This is a genomic window from Arthrobacter sp. B3I9, from assembly GCF_030816935.1.
Taxonomy (GTDB): Bacteria; Actinomycetota; Actinomycetes; order Actinomycetales; family Micrococcaceae; genus Arthrobacter.
Genome location: NZ_JAUSYO010000001.1, coordinates 3,733,860 through 3,756,888 on the forward strand (window position 1 = coordinate 3,733,860; position 23,029 = coordinate 3,756,888).

Genomic DNA, 23,029 nt, shown 5'->3' on the forward strand with positions numbered 1-23,029 from the left:
TCCGGCCCCGAACGTGGCCTGAACGGACTGTGAACGGGGGGGGGGTTACGCTGGAACCATGCCGCTCCACGACCAACCTCTCGCGCCGCTGCCGGGGGCGCCGACAGCGGGCCCCGGCAGGCACGGTCCCGGTCCGCAACTGCTGGGGCTGCTGGTGTTCCTTGCCGCCTCCGCCCTCGTTGCCGGCTTGGGCGGGCTGGCCACCGTCAACAACGTCAACGGCTGGTACGCCACCGCCGACAAGGCTCCGTGGTCGCCGCCGAATGGAGCGTTCGGGCCGGTGTGGACGGCGCTCTATACCGCCATGGCCGTCGCGGCGTGGCTGGTCTGGCGCCGCCGCGACGCAGCCTCGCGGCCCGCCCTCGCGGCCTACGCCGTGCAGCTTGCCCTCAACCTGCTGTGGACTCCGGTGTTCTTCGGCCTGTATCCGGCGCTGGGGACCCTGGCGCTTTGGATCGGTTTCGCCATTATCGTTGCCCTGGCGGTAGCCGTGTCAGTCACCGTGCTGCGCTTCGGTCCCATCAGCCGCGCGGCCGGGCTGCTGATGCTGCCTTACCTGTCGTGGATCGTCTTCGCAGCGTCACTGAACCTGTGGGCGGCGCTGCACAACTAAGGATTCAGCATTCGACGACGTTGACGGCGAGGCCGCCCATGGCCGTTTCCTTGTATTTGGAGCTCATGTCCTTGCCGGTCTCACGCATGGTGATGATGACCTCGTCCAGGGACACCCGGTGCGTGCCGTCGCCCCAGAGGGCCATCTTCGCGGCGTTGATCGCCTTCGCCGCAGCGATCGCGTTCCGCTCGATACACGGGACCTGGACCAGCCCGCCGATCGGGTCACACGTCAGGCCCAGGTTGTGTTCCATCGCGATCTCCGCCGCGTTCTCCACCTGCGCCGGAGTCCCGCCCATCACCTCGGCCAGCCCGGCAGCAGCCATCGAGGACGCCGACCCCACCTCACCCTGGCAGCCGACCTCCGCACCCGAAATCGACGCCTGCTCCTTGTAAAGCACCCCGACCGCGCCCGCGGCCAGCAGGAACTTCACCACGACGTCGTCGCGGTCACCCTGCGTGGCCTTGTCCATCCCCGGCGCGAAATGCAGCGCGTAATACAGCACCGCCGGAATGATCCCGGCAGCGCCGTTCGTCGGAGCGGTGACCACCCGGCCGCCGGAGGCGTTCTCCTCGTTCACCGCCAAGGCAATCAGGTTCACCCACTCCTGCCAGTACTTCGGATCCCGGTACTCCGGGTCCTGCCCGGCGTTTTCCTTCAACAGCCGCTCGTGCCAGTCCGGGGCGCGGCGGCGGACCTTCAACCCCCCGGGCAGCAGACCCTCACGCTTCAGGCTGGTCGCCACGCAGCCCTCCATCACGGAGTAGATGTGCAGCAGGCCCTCCCGGATCTCCTCCGGGGTACGGCTGTCTTCCTCGTTGACCCGCATCACGTCGCTGATGCCCAGCCCCGTTTCCCGGCAGTGTTCCAGCAACTCCGCAGCCGTCCGGAACGGCAGCGGCAGTTCCTTCTTGGACTCCTCGAGCTCCTGCTGCGCGGCGTCCTCCTCGCCCTCACGGATGATGAACCCGCCGCCCACCGAGAAAAACGTCGCGCTGTGCAGCACACCGCCCCCGGCATCGGACACCGTGAACGTCATGCCGTTGGTATGCCGCGGCAACACCGTCAACGGCCGCAGCACCATGTCCTTCACCCCATAAGGCAAGGAAACAGCACCGGCCAGCTGCAGCAACCCGCTCTCCGCGATCGCCGCCAGCCGGTCCTCCACCTCCTCCGGCAGGATCAGCTCCGGATGGAACCCCTCCAACCCCAGCAGGATCGCCGTCATCGTCCCATGCCCATGCCCCGTCGCGGCCAGCGACCCAAAAAGGTCCACCCGCAACGACGCCACCTCCGCAAGCTTGCCCAGGGATTTAAGTTCCTCCGCAAACACAGCGGCAGCCCGCATCGGCCCCACAGTATGCGAACTGGACGGACCTATGCCGATAGAAAAAAGATCAAAGACGCCAACAGCCATGTGCATGTCCTATCTGAAAGTACGTATCGAGTTGGCAGTTCGCACCAATGTTCTTTGGAAACACTGCCGCGAACTGCCATCTCGACGACGTTTTAGCGGCCCGGGTAGAGCGGGCCGGCGGTGGCGTTCACAGCTCGCCGCCGTTTTTGGAGGCGTAGTCGTGGGCAGAGAGCAGCGGTCCGTCGGATTCGGCGGCCACCTTGAAGAGCCAACCGGCACCGTAGGGATCACTGTTGATCAGCGCAGGGTCGTCGACGACGGCGGGATTGATCTCCGTAACCTCGCCGGTGACCGGGGCATACAGATCGGAGACGGACTTGGTGGACTCCACCTCGCCGCACGTCTCCCCCGCCGTTACAGCCGAGCCGACCTCGGGCAGGTCCACGTAGACAATGTCACCCAGGGCATCCGTGGCCACGGCCGAGATGCCGATGGACACAATGTTCGACCCGGTGTTGCCGGAGTCCCGCGCAACCCACTCATGCTCGGCGGAGTACTGCAGTTCAGGGGCAACCTTTGCCATGTGCTTTTTCCTTAAATTTTGTATGTAAAGAGTGAGGGAGCGTCCGGGGTGAAGGACTACTTTGCGCGCTTGTAGAACGGCAGGGTGACCACCTCGAACGGCTCGCTCTTGCCGCGCAAGTCGATCTCAAGCGCCGTGCCCGGTTCAGTGAAGGCGACGTCCACGTAGGCCATCGCTACCGGGTAGCCCAGACTAGGGCTGGGCTGGCCGGACGTGACTTCGCCGACGACGCTGCCGTCTTTGAGAACCGGGTAGTGGCCGCGCCCGGCCCGGCGCCCGAGGCCTTTGAGGCCCACCAGTTTGCGGCCGGCCGTGGCTCCGGCACCGGCTGCCTTCTTGGCGGCCAGCGCAGCCTTGCCGACAAAGTCGCCCTCCTTGGACAGCGCGACGACGGGGCCAAGCCCGGCGGCGAAAGGATCACCTTCGAGGGAAAGTTCGTTGCCGTACAGCGGCATGCCCGCTTCGAGGCGGAGGGAATCGCGGGAGGCGAGCCCGGCGGGCGTCAGCTCGCCGTCCTCGGCGACGGCGAGAAGCGCCTGCCAGAGGGCGGCAGCGTCGTCGTTCGGAACGAAGATCTCGAAGCCGTCTTCACCGGTGTACCCGGTCCGCGCGAGCAGCAGCTCCTGGCTGGTGCCGCCGGAGAGGACGGGGACCTCGACGGCGGCGTAGTACTTGAGGCCGGTGACGAGACTGTGCTGCGCGGCCGGAACCAGGCGGAGCAGGATCTCTTCGGCCTTGGGCCCCTGCACGGCAATCAGCGAGGTCCCGGCGGAGGCATCCTGCACGGTGACGTCGAAGTTGGCTGCACGCTCGGCCAGGGCTGCTGCCACGGTCTTGGCGTTGCCCGCGTTCGGGACCACCAGGAACTTGTCCGTACCGTCGGCCGCCGCGGGCCGCCGGTAAGTGATGAGGTCGTCGATGATGCCGCCGTCCTCGTTGCAGATGAGCGAGTACTTGGCCTTGCCCACCGCCATCGCGGAGATTTTACCCACGAGGGCGTAGTCGAGGTATGCGGCGGCGTCCGGGCCGGTCACCCAGACTTCGCCCATGTGGGAGAGGTCGAACAGGCCTGCCGTCTTGCGGACTGCGTGGTGCTCGGCCAGCTCGGAGCTGTACTTCAGGGGCATCTGCCAGCCGCCGAAGTCCGTGAAGGACGCGCCGAGCTTCTTGTGCTCCTCGTACAGGGCCGTGTGGTTCTCAGTCATCAGCGGAGGCTCAGTTCTCGAACTCGGAAAGCGGCGGGCAGGAGCAGATCAGGTTGCGGTCCCCCGCGGCGCCGTCGATCCTGCCGACCGGCGGGAAGTACTTGTCCTGCCGGAGCGTGTGGACCGGGAAGACGGCCTGCTCGCGCGGGTACTGGCGGGCCCAGTCGGTGCTGATGACGGCGGCAGCCGTATGCGGGGAGTTGCGCAGCGGAGAGTCCTCCACGCTGAAATCACCGGCAGCAACCTGGTCGATCTCGGCACGGATGGAAATCATCGCCGTGATGAACCGGTCGATCTCGCCGAGGTCCTCGGACTCGGTGGGTTCGACCATCAGGGTTCCGGCCACGGGGAATGCGAGCGTGGGCGCGTGGAAGCCGTAGTCGATCAGGCGCTTGGCCACGTCTTCGGCGGTCACGCCGGTCTTGGCCGTGAGTTCACGCAGGTCCAGGATGCATTCGTGCGCGACAAGTCCGCCTTCGCCGGTGTAGAGCACCGGGAAGAAGTCGTTGAGGCGGGCCGCGACGTAGTTGGCCGCGAGCAGGGCCGACCTGGTGGCCTCGGTCAGCCCCTGGCCGCCCATCAGCTTCACGTATGCCCAGGAGATCGGCAGCACACCGGCGGAACCGTAACGCGAGGCCGAGATCGGGGTCCCGTCGGCGCCGTTTGCCGGATCCGCGGCGTTGCCGGGCATGAAGGGTGCCAGGTGGGCCTTCGCCGCGACCGGGCCGACGCCGGGTCCGCCGCCGCCGTGCGGGATGCAGAAGGTCTTGTGCAGGTTCAGGTGCGAAACGTCGCCGCCGAACTGGCCCGGCTGGGCGAGGCCAACGAGGGCGTTGAGGTTGGCACCGTCAATGTAGACCTGGCCCCCGGCGGCGTGGACCGCGTCGCAGACTTCGCGGACGTCGGCGTCGAACACCCCGTGGGTGGACGGGTAGGTGATCATGATGCAGGACAACGCATCCTGGTGGGCCTCGATCTTCGCCTGCAGGTCAGCGTGGTCGATGGTTCCGTCGGCGGCGGTGGCCACAACGACCACCTTCATTCCGGCGAGCACGGCAGAGGCGGCGTTGGTGCCATGGGCCGAGGCCGGAATCAGGCAGACGTTGCGCTGCTGGTCGCCGCGGGAGTGGTGGTAGCCGCGGATGGCGAGCAGCCCGGCGAGCTCGCCCTGGGATCCGGCGTTCGGCTGGATGGAAACCTGGTCGTACCCGGTGATCTCGGTCAGCTGGGCCTCGAGGTCCTCGATCAGTTCGCGCCAGCCGGCGGTCTGGGAGTCCGGCGCGAAGGGGTGGATGGAGGCGAACTCGGGCCACGAGATGGCTTCCATCTCAGCGGTGGCGTTCAGCTTCATGGTGCAGGAACCCAGCGGGATCATGGTGCGGTCCAGGGCCAGGTCGCGGTCCGAGAGCCGGCGGATGTAGCGCAGGAGCTGGGTCTCGGAGCGGTGCGTGTTGAAGACCGGGTGCTGCAGGTACGCGGAGGTCCGCTGCACGGTGGAGTCCAGCCCGAAGGCTGAACCGTCGGTGACGACAGCCGCACCGAAAGCGGCAACGACGTCGGCGACGATGGCCGCCGTCGTGGCTTCATCGGCGGAAATGCCCACAGTGTCCGCGTCGATGCCCCGCAGGTTGATGCCCCTGGCCTCGGCAGCGGCGAGAACCTCTTCGGCCTTGCCGGGAACGGAGACGGTGACGGTGTCGAAGAAGCTGGTGTGCAGCACGTCCAGGCCGGCGGCCTTGAGCGAGGCGGCAATTGTCTTGGCGTGGCCGTGGGTGGTTTCCGCGATCGCCTTCAGCCCGTCGGGGCCGTGGTAGACGGCGTAGAACGAGGAGACGATGGCCAGGAGCGCCTGGGCGGTGCAGATGTTGGAGGTGGCCTTCTCGCGGCGGATGTGCTGCTCGCGGGTCTGGAGCGCGAGGCGGTAGGCGGGGACGCCGGCGTTGTCCTTGGAGACTCCGACGAGTCGTCCGGGCATGGACCGTTCGAGGCCTTTCTGGACGGCCATGTAGGCGGCGTGCGGGCCGCCGAAGAACAGCGGCACGCCAAAGCGCTGTGCGGAGCCGACGGCGATGTCTGCCCCCTGCTCACCCGGAGGGGTGATCAGGGTCAGGGACAGCAGGTCCGCGGCGACGGTGACGAGGGCGCCGCGCTCCTTGGCGTCCGCGATCACGGCGGTGTGGTCGAAGACGCGGCCGGAGACGCCGGGCTGCTGCAGCACCACGCCGTTGATGACACCTTCTGGCAGTCCCTTGGACAGATCCGCGACCTCCACCTCGAAGCCGAGCGCCTCGGCCCGGCCCCGGACGATCGCGATGGTCTGCGGCAGGCAGTCGGCATCCAGGACAGTCTTGCCGTCGCGCGCCTCTTTGTTCTTATTGGCCCTGCGCATCATCAGCACGGCCTCGGCCACCGCGGTGGCTTCGTCGAGCAGGGACGCGTTGGCGATCGGCAGGCCCACGAGATCCTGGACCATGGTCTGGAAGTTCAGCAGCGCCTCGAGCCGGCCCTGCGAGATTTCCGGCTGGTAGGGCGTGTACGCCGTGTACCAGGCGGGGGCCTCGAGGATGTTGCGCCGGATCACGGCGGGGGTGAGGGTGTCGTAGTAGCCCTGGCCGATCATCTGGACGGCGGTCTTGTTCTTGGCGGCCAGCTTGCGCAGCTCGGCGAGAACCTCGACTTCACTCAGGGCCGCGGCGAGCTGCAGCGGGAAGTCCTGCCGGATGTCCTTCGGAACAGCGGTGTCCACAAGGGCATCAACGGTGTCGTAGCCGACAGCCTTCAGCATGGTGTCGATGTCGGAGGCCCGGCGCGCGCCGATATGCCGGTCAACGAAGGATGAGGAGGCTGGGGTAACAGTCACAAGGAACTCCATAATTCAGGCGGCGCAGGGTACGCCGCAGTGATTCGGGTTCCTCCCCGCTCTGTATTGGACCTGAGAGTTTCCGCGCGACCACGCTTCATGGTTCCGCTTGCACCGTCGGTGAGCACAGCGTGTCAGGGACAGCCTGCTGCTTTCCAGAGTTGCCTTGCCGCGGCGGTACATGGGCCTGAGAGATTCCTGGGGAGGATTTGCTCCTACGGCGCCTGCTTGTACCTACTTGCAGGACTCTCCCGCCGCAGATCAAATGGCATATTCAGTTGCTCATGACCATAGTCACAGCTTCCATTGTCCTATGCCCGGCACCGCTCCGCAAACCAACTGTCGGCCGCGCAACCGCGTCCCTGCGAGGCTCAGGCACCGGTGCCGTGCGGTCGCGAATTCACCGAAGCGCTGCGGTTCCGCCCGGAAAGGTCAGCCCGAAGTTCCGGCGAGCTCGCCCGGTTTCGGCGGCCCCGGCGACGGCGGAAGCAGCCGTCAGCCGCGCAGCCGCTCGACGGCGGCGAGCAGGCTTTCGACGTCGTCCTCCACTTCCGGGAGCGGGCCGCCGGGGCCGCGGGCCAGCATGGCGCTGAAATACAGGCCGTCCCCCATATAGAGAACGGCTTTCGCCATGCCCGGCCCCACGTCGGCCGCCAGGAGCTCCAGCCAGTTGGCCTGGGCGGCGGCGATCCGCTGCAGGGTTTCCTGATGGGCCACCTCGGCCAGCCGGGTCGCGGCCACGAAGACGCGGTCCAGCCCAGTATCGGCCCAAACCGAGGACTTGATGAAGTACGCGGCGGCTCCTTCGGGGGCTCCGGCCATGGCTGCGAGGTCCGCCGCGAGGAGCCGGTCCAGCCGTTCCAGCAGGACAGAGACCATGGCCTCCTTGGTCGGAAAGTGGTACAGCAGCCCGCCCTTGGAAACACCGGCCCGCCGGGCCACGGCATCGAGCGTGGCTGCGCGTTCGCCCTCTTCGATGAGCAGCGACTCAAAGGCGTCGAGGACTGCCTCGCGGGCAACGGGTTGTCTGGCCATGCGTTCCATCATGCCTCGCCGGGAGGCGTTTCTTAACTGTACCGTCCAGACGGTACAGTTAAGAGCATGAGCAACACGTTCCTGACTGCCGGCAGCCCGACCAGTGCGGCCCTTCGCCCGCGGGCGCCGTGGCGGGACTGGCTGGCGCTGTCCCTGCTGATGTTCCCGGTCCTCCTGGTTGCCGTGGACAACACGGCGCTCACGTTCGCGCTGCCCGCCATCGCACGCAGCCTCGATGCCTCCGGCGTGCAGCTCCTCTGGATTGTGGACGCCTATCCCATGGTCCTGGCCGGTCTCCTCGTGGCCATGGGCAGCCTCGGTGACCGGATCGGACGCCGGCGGCTGCTGTTCATCGGCGGCACCGGTTTCGCCGCCGTCTCGGCCGCAACGGCGTTCGCGCCCAGCGCCGAAGCGTTAATCGCCGGCCGGGCAGCACTCGGATTTTTCGGCGCCATGCTGATGCCCTCTACGCTGTCCCTGATCCGCAACATCTTTCCCGAGCCCAACCGCCGCCGGCTTGCTGTCGCCATCTGGGCTGCAGGGTTCTCCGGCGGTGCCGCGTTGGGTCCCATATTCGGCGGCTGGCTCGTGGAGCACTTCTGGTGGGGCGCCGTCCTGCTGGTCGCGGTCCCGATCATCCTGCCGCTGCTGGCCCTAGGCCCCTTCCTGGTTCCGGAATTCCGCGATCCCAACCCGGGCCGCGTGGACGTCCCCAGCATCATCCTGTCCCTGACGGTGATGGTGCCGGTGGTCTTCGGCATCAAGGAGCTGGCCACCCACGGCACGTCCCCGGTGCCACTGGCCGCGATCGGCGTCGGCCTGCTCATGGGGTACGTCTTCGTGCGGCGGCAGCGTGCCCTCCTGCGGGACGGCCGGAAGCCCCGCCCGGGCGGGACCCCGTCGGGCACAGCCGCACCGTTGCTGGACGTCAGCCTTTTCGGCAACCGGGTCTTCAGCACGGCCATTACAGCGAACGTCCTGGCCCTGTTTTCGTTCAACGGCTTCATTCTTTTCCTCGCCCAGCACCTGCAACTGCTCGAGGGCCAGTCGCCGTCGGAGTCCGGCGCCGCCATGGTACCGGCGCTGATTGCCACCGTGGCAGCCGGCCTGCTGGTGGTGCCGCTGGTGCGGAAGGTCCGGCCGGGATTCGTCGTGGCCGGCGGCCTGCTGCTGAGCGGCACGGGCTACAGCATCGTGGCCTTCGGTGACCACGGCCACGGACCTGCCCTGCTGCTGGCAGCACTGCTGATCCTTTGCCTGGGCGTCGGCGCCGCGGAGACCATCTCGAACGACCTGATTCTCGGCGCTGCACCCGCGGAGAAATCCGGCGCGGCGGCAGCAGTGTCCGAGACCGGTTATGAGATCGGGTCCCTGCTGGGCACGGCCATCCTCGGATCCATCCTGACCGCCTCCTACCAGGGGAACCTCCGGCTTCCGGACGGCGTCGGGGAAGCAGCCCCGGCGGAGGCGGTAGCCCAGGCCAAGGAAACGCTGGCCGGCGCCGTGGACCTGGCCCAGACCCTTCCCGGCCCGCTGGCGGAGGCGGTGACCGCTGCGGCGGGGGCCGCCTTCGATTCCGGCGTCCACATTACGGCGGCCATCGCACTGGTGCTGATGGCGGGCGCTTCGGTGCTGGCCGCCGTCGTCCTCCGCAAGGTACCGACGGCGGGATAGCAGGGCTGGAAGTCTGCTGCCCTCGACAAACGCCCTGAGGGCGTCCAGCAGGTCGGACGTGCCTTGCTTGCGCCCGGCGACCTGTGCCTGGTCGCTTTCCCGGGTGCCGGTGAAAAACGCCCCCTGCTCGGTCAGGGCCAGCACGGTACCCTCGCCGTCGGGCTCGAACTCGAGTGTGCTGAGCGAAACGGACACGCGTTGCCCGTCCAGGAGCATCTCGTAGGTGAAAACGATCCGTTCATCCTCCACGATGTCGTGGTAGATGGCCTGCATCTCGGAAACGAAGCCGCCTTCAGGACCGCCGATGTCCGTTTCGCGGCCGCCCACCCGAAAGTCCAGGCTGGACTCGCCTTGGTGCCACTCGGGCGGGCCGCCGAACCATTTTTTCTTCTTCGCATGATCCGCGAAGGCCTGGAAGACTGTTGAAGGCGGGGCGTTGAAGCTGCGCTCCAGGCTGAAGCTCGCGTGTGTGATGGGGGTGCTCATGGCTGACTCCTTTGGGCCGAATCATTGGCGCGGCTGAGTTCCCGTTTGTTAGGCCACACACTTAGGTATTCGCCGCCTCCTCGCCGGATGTCAAGGGTTAAACGCCAAGCGCCCGACGCCGGGGGGACCCTGGCGCGGGCGCTTGGATGAGTGGGGCTTGAGCGTTAGCGGGCTACTTCTTGCTCTCCGCGGCGGTGACGTTGGCGGTGGCGCGCATGGTCTCCGCGTTGACCATCCAGGCGAACTGCTCAAGCTTGGCGATGAACGCGTGCAGCAGGTCCGCCGTCGTGGGATCCTCTTCATCCACCTCGTCATGGACCTTGCGCATGGTGCCGACAGCAGCATCAAGGGCCGCGACGATCTTGTCGATGGCGTCCTTGGTGTTGATCAGGCCGGCCGGGAACTCGGGGAGGGACGTGGATTTGGCGACGGTCGAGCTGCGGCCGTCCGGCAACGCGTGCAGGGCGCGCATGCGCTCGGCCATTTCATCCGCGAAGGCCCGGGCCGCTTCGATGATTTCATCCAGCTGCAGGTGCAGGTCACGGAAGTTTGTCCCCACAATGTTCCAGTGTGCCTGCTTGCCCTGGACGTGCAGTTCGATCAGGTCCACGAGCACTGCCTGGCAATTGGCGGTGAGGGTAGGTGAAGCTTTCATGCGTCCTCCTGAGTAGGTCCGTTACCGTTTGGCCGGCGCCGCTAGGGCCGATGCTACCGACGCTACCCCAGCGGGATACCGACGGCGACCGGCACTCCGGAATTTCTCAGTCAGCTTACTAAGTCGGCTTACTACCGCTCCTGCGGACGGTCCTAGACGGCGTGGTTGAGCCGCGGCATCGACGGGAAGATGGTCCGGGTGATGCCTCCGGAGGTGGCATCTGCCAGTTGGGACAGGTAGTCGTTGCGGCGCCGCGGCGTGATGCGCGACTGCGGCTCGAAGCTCTGTTCAGGATCGTCCGCATAGTGGGCCGTCAGGCCGTCGCGCATGAGGCGGATGGCCTCGGAGCGCTGCTGGGAGACTGCCGCGTGGGTGGAGCCCAGTTCCGCAGCCAGTTCCTTTACTGTCCTGTCGCCGAAATAGATTTCCTCCACCACGTAGCGCATCCGTTCCGGGAGCGACTTCACCGCCGCGCGGAGGTACTGCAGCCGCTCGTCCGCCAGCACGGAGTGCTCAGGGGACAGCGTTTGCGCTGCCAGCGTGTCTACGACTGATTCATCAAGGGGAGTCAGCGTGCGGGACGCGTCGGCCAGGGCGGCCTCGACAACGCTCTGCTGCACGCCGAGGGAGGAGGCGATCTCGTCAACCGTCGGGGTTCGTCCGAGAGCGGCCGCGAGGGTCTCCTGCACGGACATGGTTTCCTTGATCCGCCGCCGCGCCGAACGGGTGGCCCAGTCGCTTGCCCGCATCTCGTCGGCGAAGGCACCTACGATGCGCCGGCGGGCGAACGCCCCGAAGGGCACGCCCAGGTCCGGGTCAAAGGAGTCGGCGGACGTAATCAGGGCGACGGCGCCCGCTGACGCCAGGTCGTCACGCGAAAGGTGCGACGCCTTAGAGCACAAATCTGAAACGAGGTAGCCCACCAGCCGAAGGTGCTGTGTGACGAGCTCGTTGCGTTCCGCGCGATTCAATGTTGTCCCCCTGAGACCGGATCCGGACCTTAAAAACACCGAGAGCTGCACCCGCAAACGGTCCCTCACTCCCCCCAAGGGAGGCGGTGTTCGATATCCGGGCGCAGCACCCATTGCAGGAAACTTATCACCCTAACAACCCGTACCTGTACGCTCAGGAAAAAGCTTGGCTGAAACTGCGGTAACACTGTTTTGGCGGCAGCGGAAACACGAGGGGGCGCATGGGTGCGACTGATCTTTCGGCAGCTCTCTGGCAGGAGCGGCGCGGGCTCGAACTGCTTTTGTTCAGGCTCGAAACACAGCGATTGCACATCGAGGCCGGGAACCTTCACTGGCTCGGTTTTACCACTTCCGAAGTGGAGAATGTCCTGGACCGCCTGCGGTTTGAAGCCCTGGCCCGCAGCGTCGAGTCGGCCGCTGCGGCGGCGGAGTGGGGACTGCCGGCCCAGGCCTCACTGGTGGAATTGATCAGGGCGGCACCTGAGGGCCCCTCGGCCGAGATCCTGCAGGAACATCGCGCCGCCCTAGGGGACCTGCTCCGCCGGCTTGGCGATGCCGCGCGCGCCGGCGAACAGCTCCTGCGGAAGCTGGCCCGGCAGGGATCTTCCGGTACGACGCCGGGAGGCGCAGCGGGAACGGGACCCGGCGCGGACTCGGCCGAGATCCTCGACCAGCTGGCCATGGCCGCTAATATCGAACGGGCCCTGACCGTGGTGCAGCGGACCCCGCAGCCCCTGCTGAGCGATTACCTCGACGGCGAACAGCGCTAGCGGGAGGGGTCCGGGGGCACCAGCCCCCGGAGGGCGTCCTCAGTCTCCTGGCCGGCCCCCGCGCCCGATTCTGCCGCGGCAAGGTTTGCGGCGGCAATGGCCTCGATGACTTCCTTGCGCTGGATCCGAACGCCGCGGGGTGCCTCGATGCCTATCCGGACGCCGTCGCCGCGGCCCTCCAGAACCGTGATGACGATGCCGTCGCCGATCATGATCTGTTCGCCCGGCTTGCGTGTGAGTACCAGCATGCTCTCAATGTACCCTTCACGGGGTCGAGCTGAAGACGCATGGGCGCGTGGAGCCGTCGGCAGGGATCCGTGGCTGCCGTTGGGCTGCGGACCGAGCAGCCTGAACCTGCGGTCGGTATCCGGACTCTTTGGGCTCCGGCGTAAAGGGCGGCCTCACCAGAAGTGGGCGACGTCGACCACCAGGCGGGTTCCGGCGTCGGGCCCCTCCAGCGTGAAGACGCGGAACGGCAACCGGGCGCGGACACCGAGCCCAAGGTCCGTGTACCCTTCGAAGCTGCCGGCCCAAGCCACCTGCCGGAACGTCTGATAGCCGGTCACGTTGCTGAGCTCGTTCTTGTCCGGCGGGTTGTAGGTGGCGCTTCCGGTGTCATCGTAGGCCGGAGAATTCACAGTCACCTGGAGGAAGGCCTGGCCCCGCAGCGGCACTGCGAAGCCGGAGCCGCCCTGCGTCACCTGCGGAACGTAGCGGACGTTGTAGCCGGCCACAGTACCGCTGAGATCGATCACCAGCCGGTCGAAGCAATAATGCTGGCCGGTACGCACGTTCGTGACCCTCGCCTGGCTCATCGCCGGGTCGGCCTTGCTTAGCGACCCCCAGACCAGGCCGCAATAGGGTTCGGCTGACGCCGCTCCGGGGGCGACCAGTGCCATGCCGACGGCCAGCAGCACTGCGGCCAGCCATACCTGGATCTTCTTCAATCCGGCCACCCCCTGAAGCAATGAGATGCTTCTAGCGTAGGAGCATGGACGGCGGGAATCGAGGGCCGGACGCACTTCGCCGCCTAACCGTTAACCGGCGTTGCCCGAATCACGGGACCCGTGATCTGCCGCACCCCCGTGGAGCCGCGACTAGCCCTCGCACTCCCGGCAGTACTTCAGGCCGTTCTTTTCCTTGGCCACCTGCGACCGGTGCCGGACCAGGAAGCAAGAGGAGCACGTGAATTCGTCGGACTGCTCCGGGATGACCATGACGGTCAGCTCTTCGCCGGACAGATCGGCGCCGGGAAGATCGATGCCTTCAGCCGTGTCGTTCTCGTCGAGATCAATGACAGCGGTCTGCGCGCCGCTGCCGCGGGACGCCTGCAGCGCCTCCAGCGATTCAGATTGAGATTCTTCGTCCGTCTTGTTGCGTGGGGCGTCGTAGTCGGTAGCCATATCGGGGTTCACTTTCGTTGCTGCGCAGCGCCATTTCAGGCACCTCAGTGAAGCAGTTTAGGTCATGGTCCCGGCGGGTGAAGAATAGTGTGTGCAACCAGACAATGCCCAGCGCGGCAACCCGAGGAGGCTCCTTCAGTGGATGCAAAACTCAACAAGAAATCTCTGGAACACGCGAAGAAACTCATCAAGGAAGGACATGTCCACCGGGATGAACGCGGCGACTGGAGCGAGCACGCACCGTCCGCCGAGCAGGAAAACAAGTTCATCGAAAACCACGGCTTCAAGGAGTTCGCCAGCTGGCACTTGGGCCTGGACGGTGATGCCTCCGAAGGCACAAAGGGCAGCGTGAGCTTCCCGTTTGGGGATTTCAAGACGATCCACCGCTGCGCGGTCATCTCGCTTGAGAGCCGGGCGGCCCAACACGGCCATGACGACATCGCCAAGGCGGCCAAGGCACTTCTCGAGCAGATCGACGCCGGCTAGACCGACGCCGGTTGAAACAACGCCGGGGTAGCCGTTCGGCCGGGCGCCCTACGCCACGGGCCAGACGACGAGAGTCTTCCACCGTGCCGGATCCGGCTCCCTCCCGGGATCGCTGAGGTAGTACTCCCACATCTCCCTCGCGGGCGCGACAGCCTCGGCTGCCATGCGGGCCATCAGCGCCCGGTAGGTGTTCTCCAGCCCCTCGTAGGGTCCGATGTGCATCGCCTCGTACGCCTGCCCGGCGGGGAGCGATCCCGCGGTCACCCCGCCCTCGCCGGTTCCGGGCAAGGGTGCGGCCAACGGAAAGCCGGCCTCAACGTCGACGACGTCGCTGGGGGTCCCCCGGTACAGCGCAAACGGTGGTCCCGACAACTGGACGTGCTGTTGCCTCACCGCGCCCAGCACGGCACCGTAGGCCCGGCCGAAGAACTCGCGCAGGCCGGACAACGGCACGGTTTCCCGCACGACGGCGGTCGGCTGCTCCTGAAGTTGGGCGGACTTGATCTCCGGCGTCATTTCCGGATTCTCTTCAGTCATATGCCCAGCCTCCGTCCGCTATTTTGACCGGTCTAGGGCCTAACGTCCCGCCGCCCGGCGGGAGCGTCAGCCGCTGACTGCTCCTGTTTTCGAGTTCCACACGAGCCGGCCGTTACGGAAATCAGAGGCCCTGCCTTCGGGAACCGAGTACTCGTCCGAAACCGGGTAGCCAAGGCTACTTCTCTCCCAGCCCAGGGCCGCCCACCTGGCCCGGATCGCACCTCGCACCTCGTGCGCCCCCGTTGCCGGCGACCAGAAGATGGAGCTCCCGTTCGAGCCCGCAAATTGGTTGTACCGTCCCACGCCATCCAAGGTTCTCATCTCGTCCGACACTGGATACCCGAGTTTGCCTGTCTCCCAGCCAAGGGAGGCCCACTTCGCCCGGATGACGCCCTGCAGGGCGTGCGCCCCGGTGGACGGCGTGAAGTAGATCGATGCGCCGTTCTTGTCGGAGAAGTGGTTGTACCGCCCCACGCCGTCGGGCGAGCCCTTCTCGTCCGTCGTCGGGTAGCCGAGGCCTTTCTCCCAACCCATGGCTGCCCATTTGGCCCTGATGGAACCGTGGATTTCGTGCGCCCCGGTCGCCGGCGTCCAGTACACGGAGGCCGACAGCGAAAAGTGGTTGTAGCGCCCTACGCCGTCCGGCGTGCCCAATTCGTCCGTGGTCGGATAACCCAGGCCTGTCTCCCACCCCATGGACGCCCACTTGGCCCGGACGGCACCGTGGATTTCGTGGGCACCGGTGGACGGTGACCAGTAAATCGAAGCCCCCCGGCTGAAGTTGTTGGACCGCCCCACACCGTCCGCCGTCGCCTTCTGGTCGGTGGTCGGATAGCCCATCCCAGCCTCCCAGCCGAGGGATGCCCATTTGGCCCGGATCGCACCGTAGACCGCGTGTGCCCCGGTTCCGGGCGACCAGTAGATGGAGGCCCCTCCCGAACCGGAGAAGTGGTTGTAAGAGCCCACCTTGTCGGGAGTGCCCTTCTCGTCGGTGGTCGGGAATCCGAGGGCCCCGCCGGCGCCACCTGCGGCCTTGAAGGCGCCGTAAATCCCGCCGTGGATCTCATGCGCGCCCGTCGCGGGCGACCAGCAGATAATCCCCCGGTCGTAATCCTGGCACTTCCCTCCCGCCACCGAGTACTCCAGGGTCAGCGACCGCCCCAGGGTGGACCTCGGGTCGCCGGCGCCAAGACTGTTCGCCTTGACCGCAATCGGGTCGTCAGTACCTTTTCCAGTGAGCATCACCTTCAGCGGGCCTTGGCCGTCATCCGCCGTTACCAGGTAGAACGTGTCCTGGATCCCCGCCTGTCCGAGGGCTGTCGGCGTGAAGGTGACACTCTGGTAGGCCGATTCACCCGGCGGGATCACCAGCCCCTCGGAGATGGGGGTGGTGGTTGAAAAGACCCCCTGGGGCGCCTTCGCCTTAGTGACGGTCATCGGTATGTTGCCGGTGTTCTTTATGGTGAAGTCCCTGGTGGCCGACATCCCCACGGGAACGTCGCCGAGATCCAGGGATGGGGGCACTTCCAGGTGCGCCGTGCCCGAGACGGCCGTCGCGTTGACCGCCACCGTCACCGAACCGCGGTCGCTTTTGACCACCAGCCTGTCGGCCATGGGCGTCGCCGTCGTGGGGCTAAAGGTCACAGACACCGGAACCGAGGCGAGCGGCTGGACGGTCTGCCCCACGACCGGAACGGTGCTCGGATCCACTTTGAGCGCTGCATTGGCAGGCAGCGTCACGCCGGTGATCTTGACGGCCGTCGTGCCGGTGTTAATGATGTTGACGGTCTGCCTGCTGCCCGTACCGGTGGGGACGTCCGTGAACTCGAGCGTGCTGGGTGACGCACCGAGACCGTCTTTCGTGCCGACGCCATGGACGCCGATGAGGTCCGTTTCGCCGTCGGACGTCTTGACGGTGAGCGTCCCGTCAGCCTGGCCGGCGGCTGTGGGCGAGAAGGTCACCGGGACCGTCATGCTGCCGCCCTTTGCCAGTGTCCGAGGCAGCGTCAGCGTTCCGAGCCCGAACGGGGCGCCGGCCGTCACCGTGCTGACCGTCACCGTCCGCGACGCCGTGATCGTCACGGTGCCTTTGCCGGTGGCGCCGACCGCAACCGTGCCGAGGTCCGTGTCCGTTGCCCCCACGGCAGAGGTCGTCGGGGCGCCGAAGGCGAGCACATGCCCGTCACGTGTGCCGACGTATACGCGGCCACCGTCGGTCGCCGCCGTAGTGAACTTGGCCGCTGTACCCAGGGGCGCGGCGAATACCTGCTTGAGTTGCCCGGCCGCGTCCGGGAGGGCGCGGTAGGCCCGCAGTTCCGCGTTGGCTCCGGTGCCTCCGCTGGTGTAGGTGACCCAGACGAGGGCCGAGGACCCGTCCTTGCCGTTGGACGTCACGGCCGGCGCACCGGAGCTGAACCCGAAGGTGCCTGCGGATGTCCCCACGGAGGAGAGCTTGATTGCGCCCGTCGCGCTCGGCACGAGTTTGTGCGCGCGCAGGTATCCTCCGCTCTCGACCGTGTAGATGTACCCGCCGTTGCTGGTTCCGAGGAACGCGGGCCGCCCCCAGACTCCGTTGTACGGGCCGGCTTCGTCGAGGACGTCGTCAGTGCCGCCGGGCCCCTGCGCCATGCCGCCCAGGTCGTCCCGGTCGAGCAGGTAGACGCGTCCGTCCTTGCCGACCTGGGCGAGCAGGTGCGGGTGCGCCGCGGTGCCGTAGCCGTCCGGAATGGCGACCGGGGCGCCGGAACCCAGGTCGGCGTCGTCCTGGTCCAGTTTGGCGTTGTTTGCCGGGCTGAAGAAGTCAGTGGGTTTGAGGTTTCCGTCCGTTCCGACCCGGAGCCGGACCACGGACTCCGCCAGGGTCTTCGGAGGCGTCGTGCCAGGGCCGGGCTTCGGGGAGATGCCGTTCCCGGTGGTCAGCAGGATCTGGCCTGCGCCGTCGGACACCAGGCCTCCGCCGGACTGCCAGATTCCGCCCTCGGCGTTGCTGTTGCCCGATTCGGTGGCCCACATGGTTGTTTGCCGTCCGCTGGTTGACACCCCGATCACGTAGCCGACGAAGGGGACGTAATCGCAGTGGCTGGCGAAACCTGCATATACGACCCCGTCCAGGAGCAGCAGGCCGGGCCGCTGCATCGCGGTCATCGCGTTGAAGGGACGGCTGGGGTCGTTGGTCGGGGCGCCGCCGATAAGGACGGGGAACCCGGGCCGTTCGGCCCCCGTGGTCCGGTCCAGGGAGTGCATGTACCAGTGCGGAAGCTGGGGGGTGGGCCCGTCGTTGGTCTTCGCCATCAGGAAGACGCTGTTTGTCGCCGCGTCGTAAACCGGAGTGGATGTGATTCCGATGTTGGGCGTGAGGTCACCGCAGCTCACGGTCGACGCCGGCCAGGCGGGACCGAGGTTGCGGGTCCACTTTTTCGCGCCCGTGGAGCCGTCAAGCCCGTAAACGTTGTTGTTCTCGGTGGCCGCAATCACCGTGCCTCCGACCACGAGCGGCTGGGCGTAAACCTGCCCGTCGACCGCGGCGGAGAACAATTTTCCAAAGTTGGAGGAGGCAACCGCCGACGGCGAGAGCGCAGTCTCGTTGTTGTCCCATCCCGTCCGCAACGAGTCGTGAGCAATGGTCCCCACGTCAGCTATGGCGGTCCCGCTGACGGACAGCCCGGCAAATGCGAGCAACGCGGACAGGAGCGCCGGCACCGCCCGGCCGCCGAAGCGCCGGGAGGACAATGTTGTTCCGTGGGCGCCGGTCAACGCCCGAGGTTTTGGTTGACCACGCATTGTGAGACCTGTTCCTTGCGTCATTGGACTTCCCCGTTGCGAGGAGCCTAGGGACGGAACTGGACCTGCACAGGAGTGGCCGCTACCCGTCTGCTGGCGGGGGACTCTCGCTTTCCGGCGGGTACTACTTGTCCTCCGGGCGGCCGGCCCACGTAGTCACTTGGGGTCGAGGAGCTACTTGCGGCGTGTTGAGATGGAGATGCTGTCCTGCCACTTCCTGCTGGAGCAGGGCAGAACTTGGCCGGTGGTCTGAAGGCCGTGACAGCGGGCGGAGGCGCGGCTACCGTCGAGGAGAACACAGGGACGGGAGCGCTGCCCATGGGCGCCCGCTCCATGAGCAAGGGGAAGATATGCGAATCGTCATCACCGGTGCAACAGGCAACGCCGGCACGGCACTCCTAAAGCGGTTGGCCACGGCAAAGGCAGAAGGCGAGAACCTGGAAATCGTGGGGATTTCCCGGCGCCATCCCGAGCCCCTTGATCAGCCGCACTACCTCGGCGTCGAGTGGCAGACGGCCGACGTGGGCGACCCCTCCGCCCTTCCGCGCCTCCAGAGCATCCTGCAGGGGGCCGACGCGGTGGTCCACCTCGCCTGGGAGATCCAGCCGAACCACCGGCAGGACGAGCTTTTCCGGACCAACGTCACCGGGACCGCGAATATGCTGACCGCCGCAGGCCGGGCGGGAGTGGGCCACTTTGTCTGTGCCTCATCGGTTGGCGCGTACTCCCGCGGGCACAAGGACCGGCGGGTGGCCGAAGACTGGCCCGTGGACGGCATCCCGGGATCCCACTACAGCGTGCACAAGGCGAAGCAGGAAGCCCTGCTGGATGAATTTGCAGACGCGAACCCGACCATGGCCGTCGCAAGGCTCCGCCCCGGACTGATCTTCCAGAAGCGGGCCGGCAGCGAGATCGGAAGGTATTTCCTGGGCCGGCTGATACCCCGGGCACTTCCACCGCGGCCCCGCGTTCCGGTGCTGCCGGTCCCGAAGAAGTTTGTGTTCCAGGCGGTGCATGCAGACGATGTCGCGGACGCTTACTGGCGCGTCCTGCAACAGAGAGCAACAGGCGCGTTCAACGTGGCCGCAGAACCTGTAATCGACCCGAACGCGCTGGGCTGGCTGCTGGGCGCACGGCGCACCGTGCCGCTTTCCGTCGCGGCGCTGAGGGCCGTCGTCGATTTCTCCTGGCGGGTCCGACTGCAGCCGACGGATGCCGGCTGGGTGGATATGGCCGCCGGCGCACCGATCATGGACACGACGAGGGCACGGGAAGAACTCGGCTGGTCACCACGCCACACCTCTCTGGAGGCCATAGCGGAAGTCCTCGCCGGGATGGGAAGGGGCGCCGGCGTTGCCGGTTCCCCTCCCCTGCAGGCGCGGTGATTCCTGCACCATCCACCGCTCGGCCCCGCCATCACAGAGGGTGCCGGCGGGGTGCGTCAGCAGTTGGGTGAGTCGTACTCGTAGGTCCCTGAATCGGCAGCTGCCGTTCCTGCGCAGTCCCCGTTCTGCGGCACTGCCTTCCCGCCCAGGTCAAAGGTTGAAAAAACGGCCCCTGCACGGTCGATGGCTGGGCTGCCGCCGGTCAGGTGGAGGTCGCTGGGTGCGTTCACGAAAGCAGCCGGCGCCGTGCTGGACGTGCTGTTGCGCGTGAAGTTGATCGGACCGTTGAAGACATTCTGTTTCTCCGTCCAGCCCGAGCCGTTGATCCACAGCGAATTCTCGACGCCGACGAGGATGTTGGCTCGGATCACCGTCGACGAAGGGCACGACGCGTGGCAAACCACTGCCTGCGACTGCGGACCGTTCAGGTAGACAGTGTTGAACTCGAAGACAGTGCCGTTCGTGGGTCCGAAAGAAGTTCCTGATCCGCGGGCTATGAGACCGGTGCTCTCGGAACAGTCAGCGCCGCAGGTGGACCGGACCAGGTTGTAGCGGAAGATATTGCCGTCCGCCGTTCCGGAGGACTTTCCGATCTCCGAGAAGTTGTTGTTGTCCAGGGCTACATTGTGATGAATGTTGTTTCGGTTGCCGTTGTAGATTTCGACTGCGCCGCCGTCGCGGTTGTAATCGTAGGAAAGCCCGTTGGAGCCGCTCACCGTGTTGCCGGAGAGCTCGTTGTCGTTTCCGTTGATCAGCACGCCAAAAGCGCCTGAGTCGTCACTGCAGTTGACCGCCTGCGGAGTGCCGCAATTCGTGCCTTGCGTTTTCACGTTCATGACGTTGTTGTTCGTCAGCGTGTTGCCGGTGTACTTTCCGAAGTCTGAGCCCGTCCCTATTTTGATCCCCACCGCGTTGTTGGAGGCGCTGGAGTTGCGGACCGTGTTGCGGTCACCCGTGACGCTGATCCCCGCATAGCCGCAGGAGACACCCCGAATCCCGTCAACGATGGTGTAGCTGCCGTTGATCCTGATGCAGTTCCCGGACTTACCGCCGGTGATTGTCGGCGGATTGCCGCTACCGTAGCTCTTCAGGGTGATGGGAGCACTGGAGGTTCCGCTCTGGGCGGTGACAATACCCCCGGTCCACGTGTCGCCCTTGCGGAAACTGACAGTGTCGCCGGGCGCCAGGACCTTCGAGTTCACCTTTGCCAGCGACTTCCATGGCGTCAAGCTCGAGGTGCCCGAGTTGCTGTCGTTTCCCACGGCACTGACGTAGTAGGTGGTACCGGCAGCCGAGGCCGGGGTTGAGGTTCCGGCCAACAGGCCGGTGGCCAGAAGGGCAGTCGTAAGCACGGCGGCGGCAAACTTGAATTTCATGTCATCCCTGCGGTTTGAGAGTGAACGGAGCTGGCCGCATGCAATTCGTTGGTGCATGCGAAAAGTCAGTTCCGGCTTTCGTGGGCGTGAAAAAGCAAGGCCGCAGGGAATCAGACCGTTGCTCTTAATAGCCGAGACGCGTTTATGCCTGCACTTTGCGCGTCCGGTGAACTGGCAGGTAAGCCAGTTCAGGAGTAATTCGCACCCATGTGCGCTTAAAGGTAGGTAGAGCCCTAATGGAAGTCAAAACGATTCACGGCGGTCGGCGAGTCGCCCGGCAAGTCGGTCGCCAGTGACCATCAGGCGGCGGCTCGGCGGGGTTGTCTCAGGTTCGCTACGGAACAAACCAGGAACCCGCGTATAAAAAAACCGCGCCGCCACCGGGAGGAATCCCAGTGACGGCACGGTTATTTCGTGGGCCCCCTGTCGGATTCGAACCGACGACCCCCGCTTTACAAGAGCGGTGCTCTGGCCAACTGAGCTAAGGAGGCATTCCTTCGCGCCAGATGGGCCATGCCCCGGAAAAGGGGCAGGCGCCACGGCGCTACATAAGGTTAGCCCACGGACCCCCGGTGGGAAAAACCCGGTCGGGGCGCGTGCCGGGACGAAGCCAGCCCGCCCGGGTGCCGGAGGCCGGCACAAAAACAGCCGGCCCGGTCCCGGACGAATCCGGACCGGGCCGACTGCTGATGCGGGCGCGGGTGCCCTGTTACTTCTTGGCGTCGATGGCGGCCGTCAGGAACTGGTCAAACGGAGTCTGGGCGCTGTCACCCTTGCCCCACTGCTTGCCTTCGACGAAGACGGTGGGCGTTCCCGTGACGCCGATGGCGGCGGCTTCCTTGGTGGTGTACTTCACGTAAGGGCGGTACGTCTTGTCATCCACGCACTTGTCGATGCTCGCCGCTCCGACGTCCGTGGCCATCTTCTTCAGTTCCGTGTCGGACAGGCCGGCCCCGCCTTCTGCGGGCTGTTTGTCGAAGAGCGCGTTGACGAAGTCCGAGTACTTCTCCGGGGACTCATTAACAACACACGCGGCCGCATTTGCCGCGCGGGAGGAATAGTTGGTGCTCGAGCGGCTGTCCAGGAAGCCCAGCGGCCGGTACTCCACGGTGATCTTGCCTTCGTTGCGCAGGCTTGTCAGGGTTTCGTTGTACTGGGCCTCGAAGTTCTTGCAGACGGGGCAAATGAAGTCGATGTAGAGGACCACCTTGACGGGCTTGCCGGCCTCCGGCTCGGCGCCCGGCGCCGCGAGCTCAGCCGGCGGTGTGGCCGGCGCCGCCGGAAGGTCGGCGGCCTTAACGCTCGCCGCGGGCGACTTTGCGACTTCAGCGTTGGCCAACAAGGTGACGCCGCCGTGGATGTTGCCGTTGGCCGGCGTCGGGCCGTCATCGGCGATCGGGGCGTTGTTCTTGATGCTCGAGGTGACCACCAGTGCCACAATGGCGAGGATGGCGACGACGGCGGCAACAATGCCCCAGCCGATGAGCATTTTGTTGCGCTTGTCCTTCTTCAGCTTCGCCTCGCGGATCTCACGGGCTTTCTCGCGCGCCGCGACAGTACGCTCTGCTTTGGACTGACGGGGGTCGTTTGCGGGGCTCATTAGTTCCTCGTGTCGATCGGCCTGGAATGCTCCACTGGGTGGCAACCACATCATTTTAGGGGAGAAAACTGAGAGCTTGCGCTTTCAAGTTTCCCTGCCTGCCCACGGTGGACGAATGGCCCGGAAGATTACGTCCGGCTAGGGTGGGCAGAGAGCCACAAGCGACCCCAGGGGGCAGCAATGCAAGCAGAGGACCGCGCCGACCACGGCGAGGAACAGACCATCGAAGCGGACGGAACAACCCGGGGCGACG

At 66.1% G+C, this 23,029-nt stretch carries 19 protein-coding genes, 1 tRNA gene, 1 pseudogene and 1 riboswitch; of the genes and pseudogenes, 5 read left to right on the top strand and 16 right to left on the bottom strand.

The features are described 5' to 3' along the window. Positions 1-58 precede the first annotated feature (58 nt). Positions 59-613 (top strand): TspO/MBR family protein, encoded by a 555-nt coding sequence (locus QFZ65_RS17265; RefSeq protein WP_306911976.1) that lies wholly within the window; start codon positions 59-61, stop codon positions 611-613. A 4-nt stretch (positions 614-617) separates the two neighbouring features. Here the strand turns inward: QFZ65_RS17265 and QFZ65_RS17270 are convergent, their stop codons facing one another. The 5 genes from QFZ65_RS17270 to QFZ65_RS17290 form a co-directional block, all read right to left on the bottom strand. Next, on the bottom strand, positions 618-2,030 hold the full coding sequence (locus QFZ65_RS17270) for an L-serine ammonia-lyase (RefSeq protein ID WP_306911977.1): 1,413 nt from the start codon (positions 2,028-2,030) through the stop codon (positions 618-620). A gap of 127 nt (positions 2,031-2,157) precedes the next feature. Beyond that, on the bottom strand, positions 2,158-2,553 hold the full coding sequence (gene gcvH / locus QFZ65_RS17275) for a glycine cleavage system protein GcvH (protein WP_306911978.1): 396 nt from the start codon (positions 2,551-2,553) through the stop codon (positions 2,158-2,160). A 56-nt stretch (positions 2,554-2,609) separates the two neighbouring features. Next, positions 2,610-3,758 carry a glycine cleavage system aminomethyltransferase GcvT gene (gcvT, locus tag QFZ65_RS17280; protein WP_306911979.1) on the bottom strand — a complete coding sequence of 383 codons (1,149 nt, stop codon included), beginning with the start codon at positions 3,756-3,758 and terminating at the stop codon, positions 2,610-2,612. 10 nt (positions 3,759-3,768) lie between these two features. Continuing rightward, positions 3,769-6,630 carry an aminomethyl-transferring glycine dehydrogenase gene (gcvP, locus tag QFZ65_RS17285; RefSeq protein WP_373427614.1) on the bottom strand — a complete coding sequence of 954 codons (2,862 nt, stop codon included), beginning with the start codon at positions 6,628-6,630 and terminating at the stop codon, positions 3,769-3,771. Positions 6,631-6,783: 153 nt separating this feature from the next. Further along, positions 6,784-6,882, bottom strand: a riboswitch (glycine riboswitch). Positions 6,883-7,113: 231 nt separating this feature from the next. After that, positions 7,114-7,653 carry a TetR/AcrR family transcriptional regulator gene (locus QFZ65_RS17290; RefSeq protein WP_306911981.1) on the bottom strand — a complete coding sequence of 180 codons (540 nt, stop codon included), beginning with the start codon at positions 7,651-7,653 and terminating at the stop codon, positions 7,114-7,116. A gap of 66 nt (positions 7,654-7,719) precedes the next feature. Between QFZ65_RS17290 and QFZ65_RS17295 the strand changes: the two genes are divergently transcribed. After that, positions 7,720-9,327, top strand: coding sequence for an MFS transporter (locus QFZ65_RS17295; protein ID WP_306911982.1), 1,608 nt, complete (start codon positions 7,720-7,722; stop codon positions 9,325-9,327). 81 nt (positions 9,328-9,408) lie between these two features. Here the strand turns inward: QFZ65_RS17295 and QFZ65_RS19160 are convergent. The 3 genes and pseudogenes from QFZ65_RS19160 to QFZ65_RS17310 all read right to left on the bottom strand — a co-directional run. Beyond that, positions 9,409-9,813 (bottom strand): annotated as a pseudogene (locus tag QFZ65_RS19160) (SRPBCC domain-containing protein); the annotation flags it as partial. Positions 9,814-9,985: 172 nt separating this feature from the next. Continuing rightward, positions 9,986-10,468 (bottom strand): Dps family protein, encoded by a 483-nt coding sequence (locus QFZ65_RS17305; RefSeq protein WP_306911984.1) that lies wholly within the window; start codon positions 10,466-10,468, stop codon positions 9,986-9,988. Positions 10,469-10,620: 152 nt separating this feature from the next. After that, positions 10,621-11,439: a sigma-70 family RNA polymerase sigma factor gene (locus QFZ65_RS17310; protein WP_306911985.1), complete on the bottom strand. Its 819-nt coding sequence runs from the start codon at positions 11,437-11,439 to the stop codon at positions 10,621-10,623. Between the two features lie 221 nt (positions 11,440-11,660). Here QFZ65_RS17310 and flgN point away from each other — a divergent pair, with 221 nt between their 5' ends. Continuing rightward, complete coding sequence (gene flgN, locus QFZ65_RS17315) at positions 11,661-12,209, top strand: flagellar export chaperone FlgN (protein WP_306911986.1); 549 nt, start codon at positions 11,661-11,663, stop codon at positions 12,207-12,209. On the opposite strand, the gene QFZ65_RS17320 is transcribed toward flgN, so the two are convergent. From QFZ65_RS17320 to QFZ65_RS17330, 3 genes are all read right to left on the bottom strand, one after another. Further along, positions 12,206-12,457 carry a carbon storage regulator gene (locus QFZ65_RS17320; RefSeq protein WP_306911987.1) on the bottom strand — a complete coding sequence of 84 codons (252 nt, stop codon included), beginning with the start codon at positions 12,455-12,457 and terminating at the stop codon, positions 12,206-12,208. The genes flgN and QFZ65_RS17320 overlap by 4 nt on opposite strands. A 153-nt stretch (positions 12,458-12,610) precedes the next feature. Continuing rightward, entirely contained in the window at positions 12,611-13,156 is a 546-nt protein-coding gene (locus tag QFZ65_RS17325) for a hypothetical protein (protein ID WP_306911988.1), read from the bottom strand. A gap of 150 nt (positions 13,157-13,306) precedes the next feature. Then, a complete protein-coding gene (locus tag QFZ65_RS17330) occupies positions 13,307-13,612 on the bottom strand; it encodes a DUF4193 domain-containing protein (protein WP_306911989.1) in 306 nt (101 codons plus the stop codon). Between the two features lie 138 nt (positions 13,613-13,750). On the opposite strand from QFZ65_RS17330, the gene QFZ65_RS17335 reads away from it, so the two are divergent. Then, entirely contained in the window at positions 13,751-14,098 is a 348-nt protein-coding gene (locus QFZ65_RS17335) for a hypothetical protein (RefSeq protein WP_306911990.1), read from the top strand. A gap of 48 nt (positions 14,099-14,146) precedes the next feature. On the opposite strand, the gene QFZ65_RS17340 is transcribed toward QFZ65_RS17335, so the two are convergent. Both QFZ65_RS17340 and QFZ65_RS17345 read right to left on the bottom strand, forming a co-directional pair. Further along, entirely contained in the window at positions 14,147-14,635 is a 489-nt protein-coding gene (locus QFZ65_RS17340) for a GyrI-like domain-containing protein (RefSeq protein ID WP_306911991.1), read from the bottom strand. Between the two features lie 66 nt (positions 14,636-14,701). Further along, a complete protein-coding gene (locus tag QFZ65_RS17345; protein WP_306911992.1) occupies positions 14,702-18,388 on the bottom strand; it encodes a choice-of-anchor D domain-containing protein in 3,687 nt (1,228 codons plus the stop codon). 377 nt (positions 18,389-18,765) lie between these two features. On the opposite strand from QFZ65_RS17345, the gene QFZ65_RS17350 reads away from it, so the two are divergent. After that, positions 18,766-19,800: an NAD-dependent epimerase/dehydratase family protein gene (locus tag QFZ65_RS17350; protein WP_306911993.1), complete on the top strand. Its 1,035-nt coding sequence runs from the start codon at positions 18,766-18,768 to the stop codon at positions 19,798-19,800. A 56-nt stretch (positions 19,801-19,856) separates the two neighbouring features. Here QFZ65_RS17350 and QFZ65_RS17355 read toward each other — a convergent pair whose 3' ends face one another. The 3 genes from QFZ65_RS17355 to QFZ65_RS17365 form a co-directional block, all read right to left on the bottom strand. Beyond that, a complete protein-coding gene (locus tag QFZ65_RS17355; protein WP_306911994.1) occupies positions 19,857-21,176 on the bottom strand; it encodes a hypothetical protein in 1,320 nt (439 codons plus the stop codon). A 417-nt stretch (positions 21,177-21,593) separates the two neighbouring features. Continuing rightward, positions 21,594-21,667: transfer RNA gene (locus tag QFZ65_RS17360), tRNA-Thr, on the bottom strand. 218 nt (positions 21,668-21,885) lie between these two features. Further along, on the bottom strand, positions 21,886-22,776 hold the full coding sequence (locus QFZ65_RS17365) for a DsbA family protein (RefSeq protein WP_306911995.1): 891 nt from the start codon (positions 22,774-22,776) through the stop codon (positions 21,886-21,888). Between the last annotated feature and the right edge of the window lie 253 nt (positions 22,777-23,029).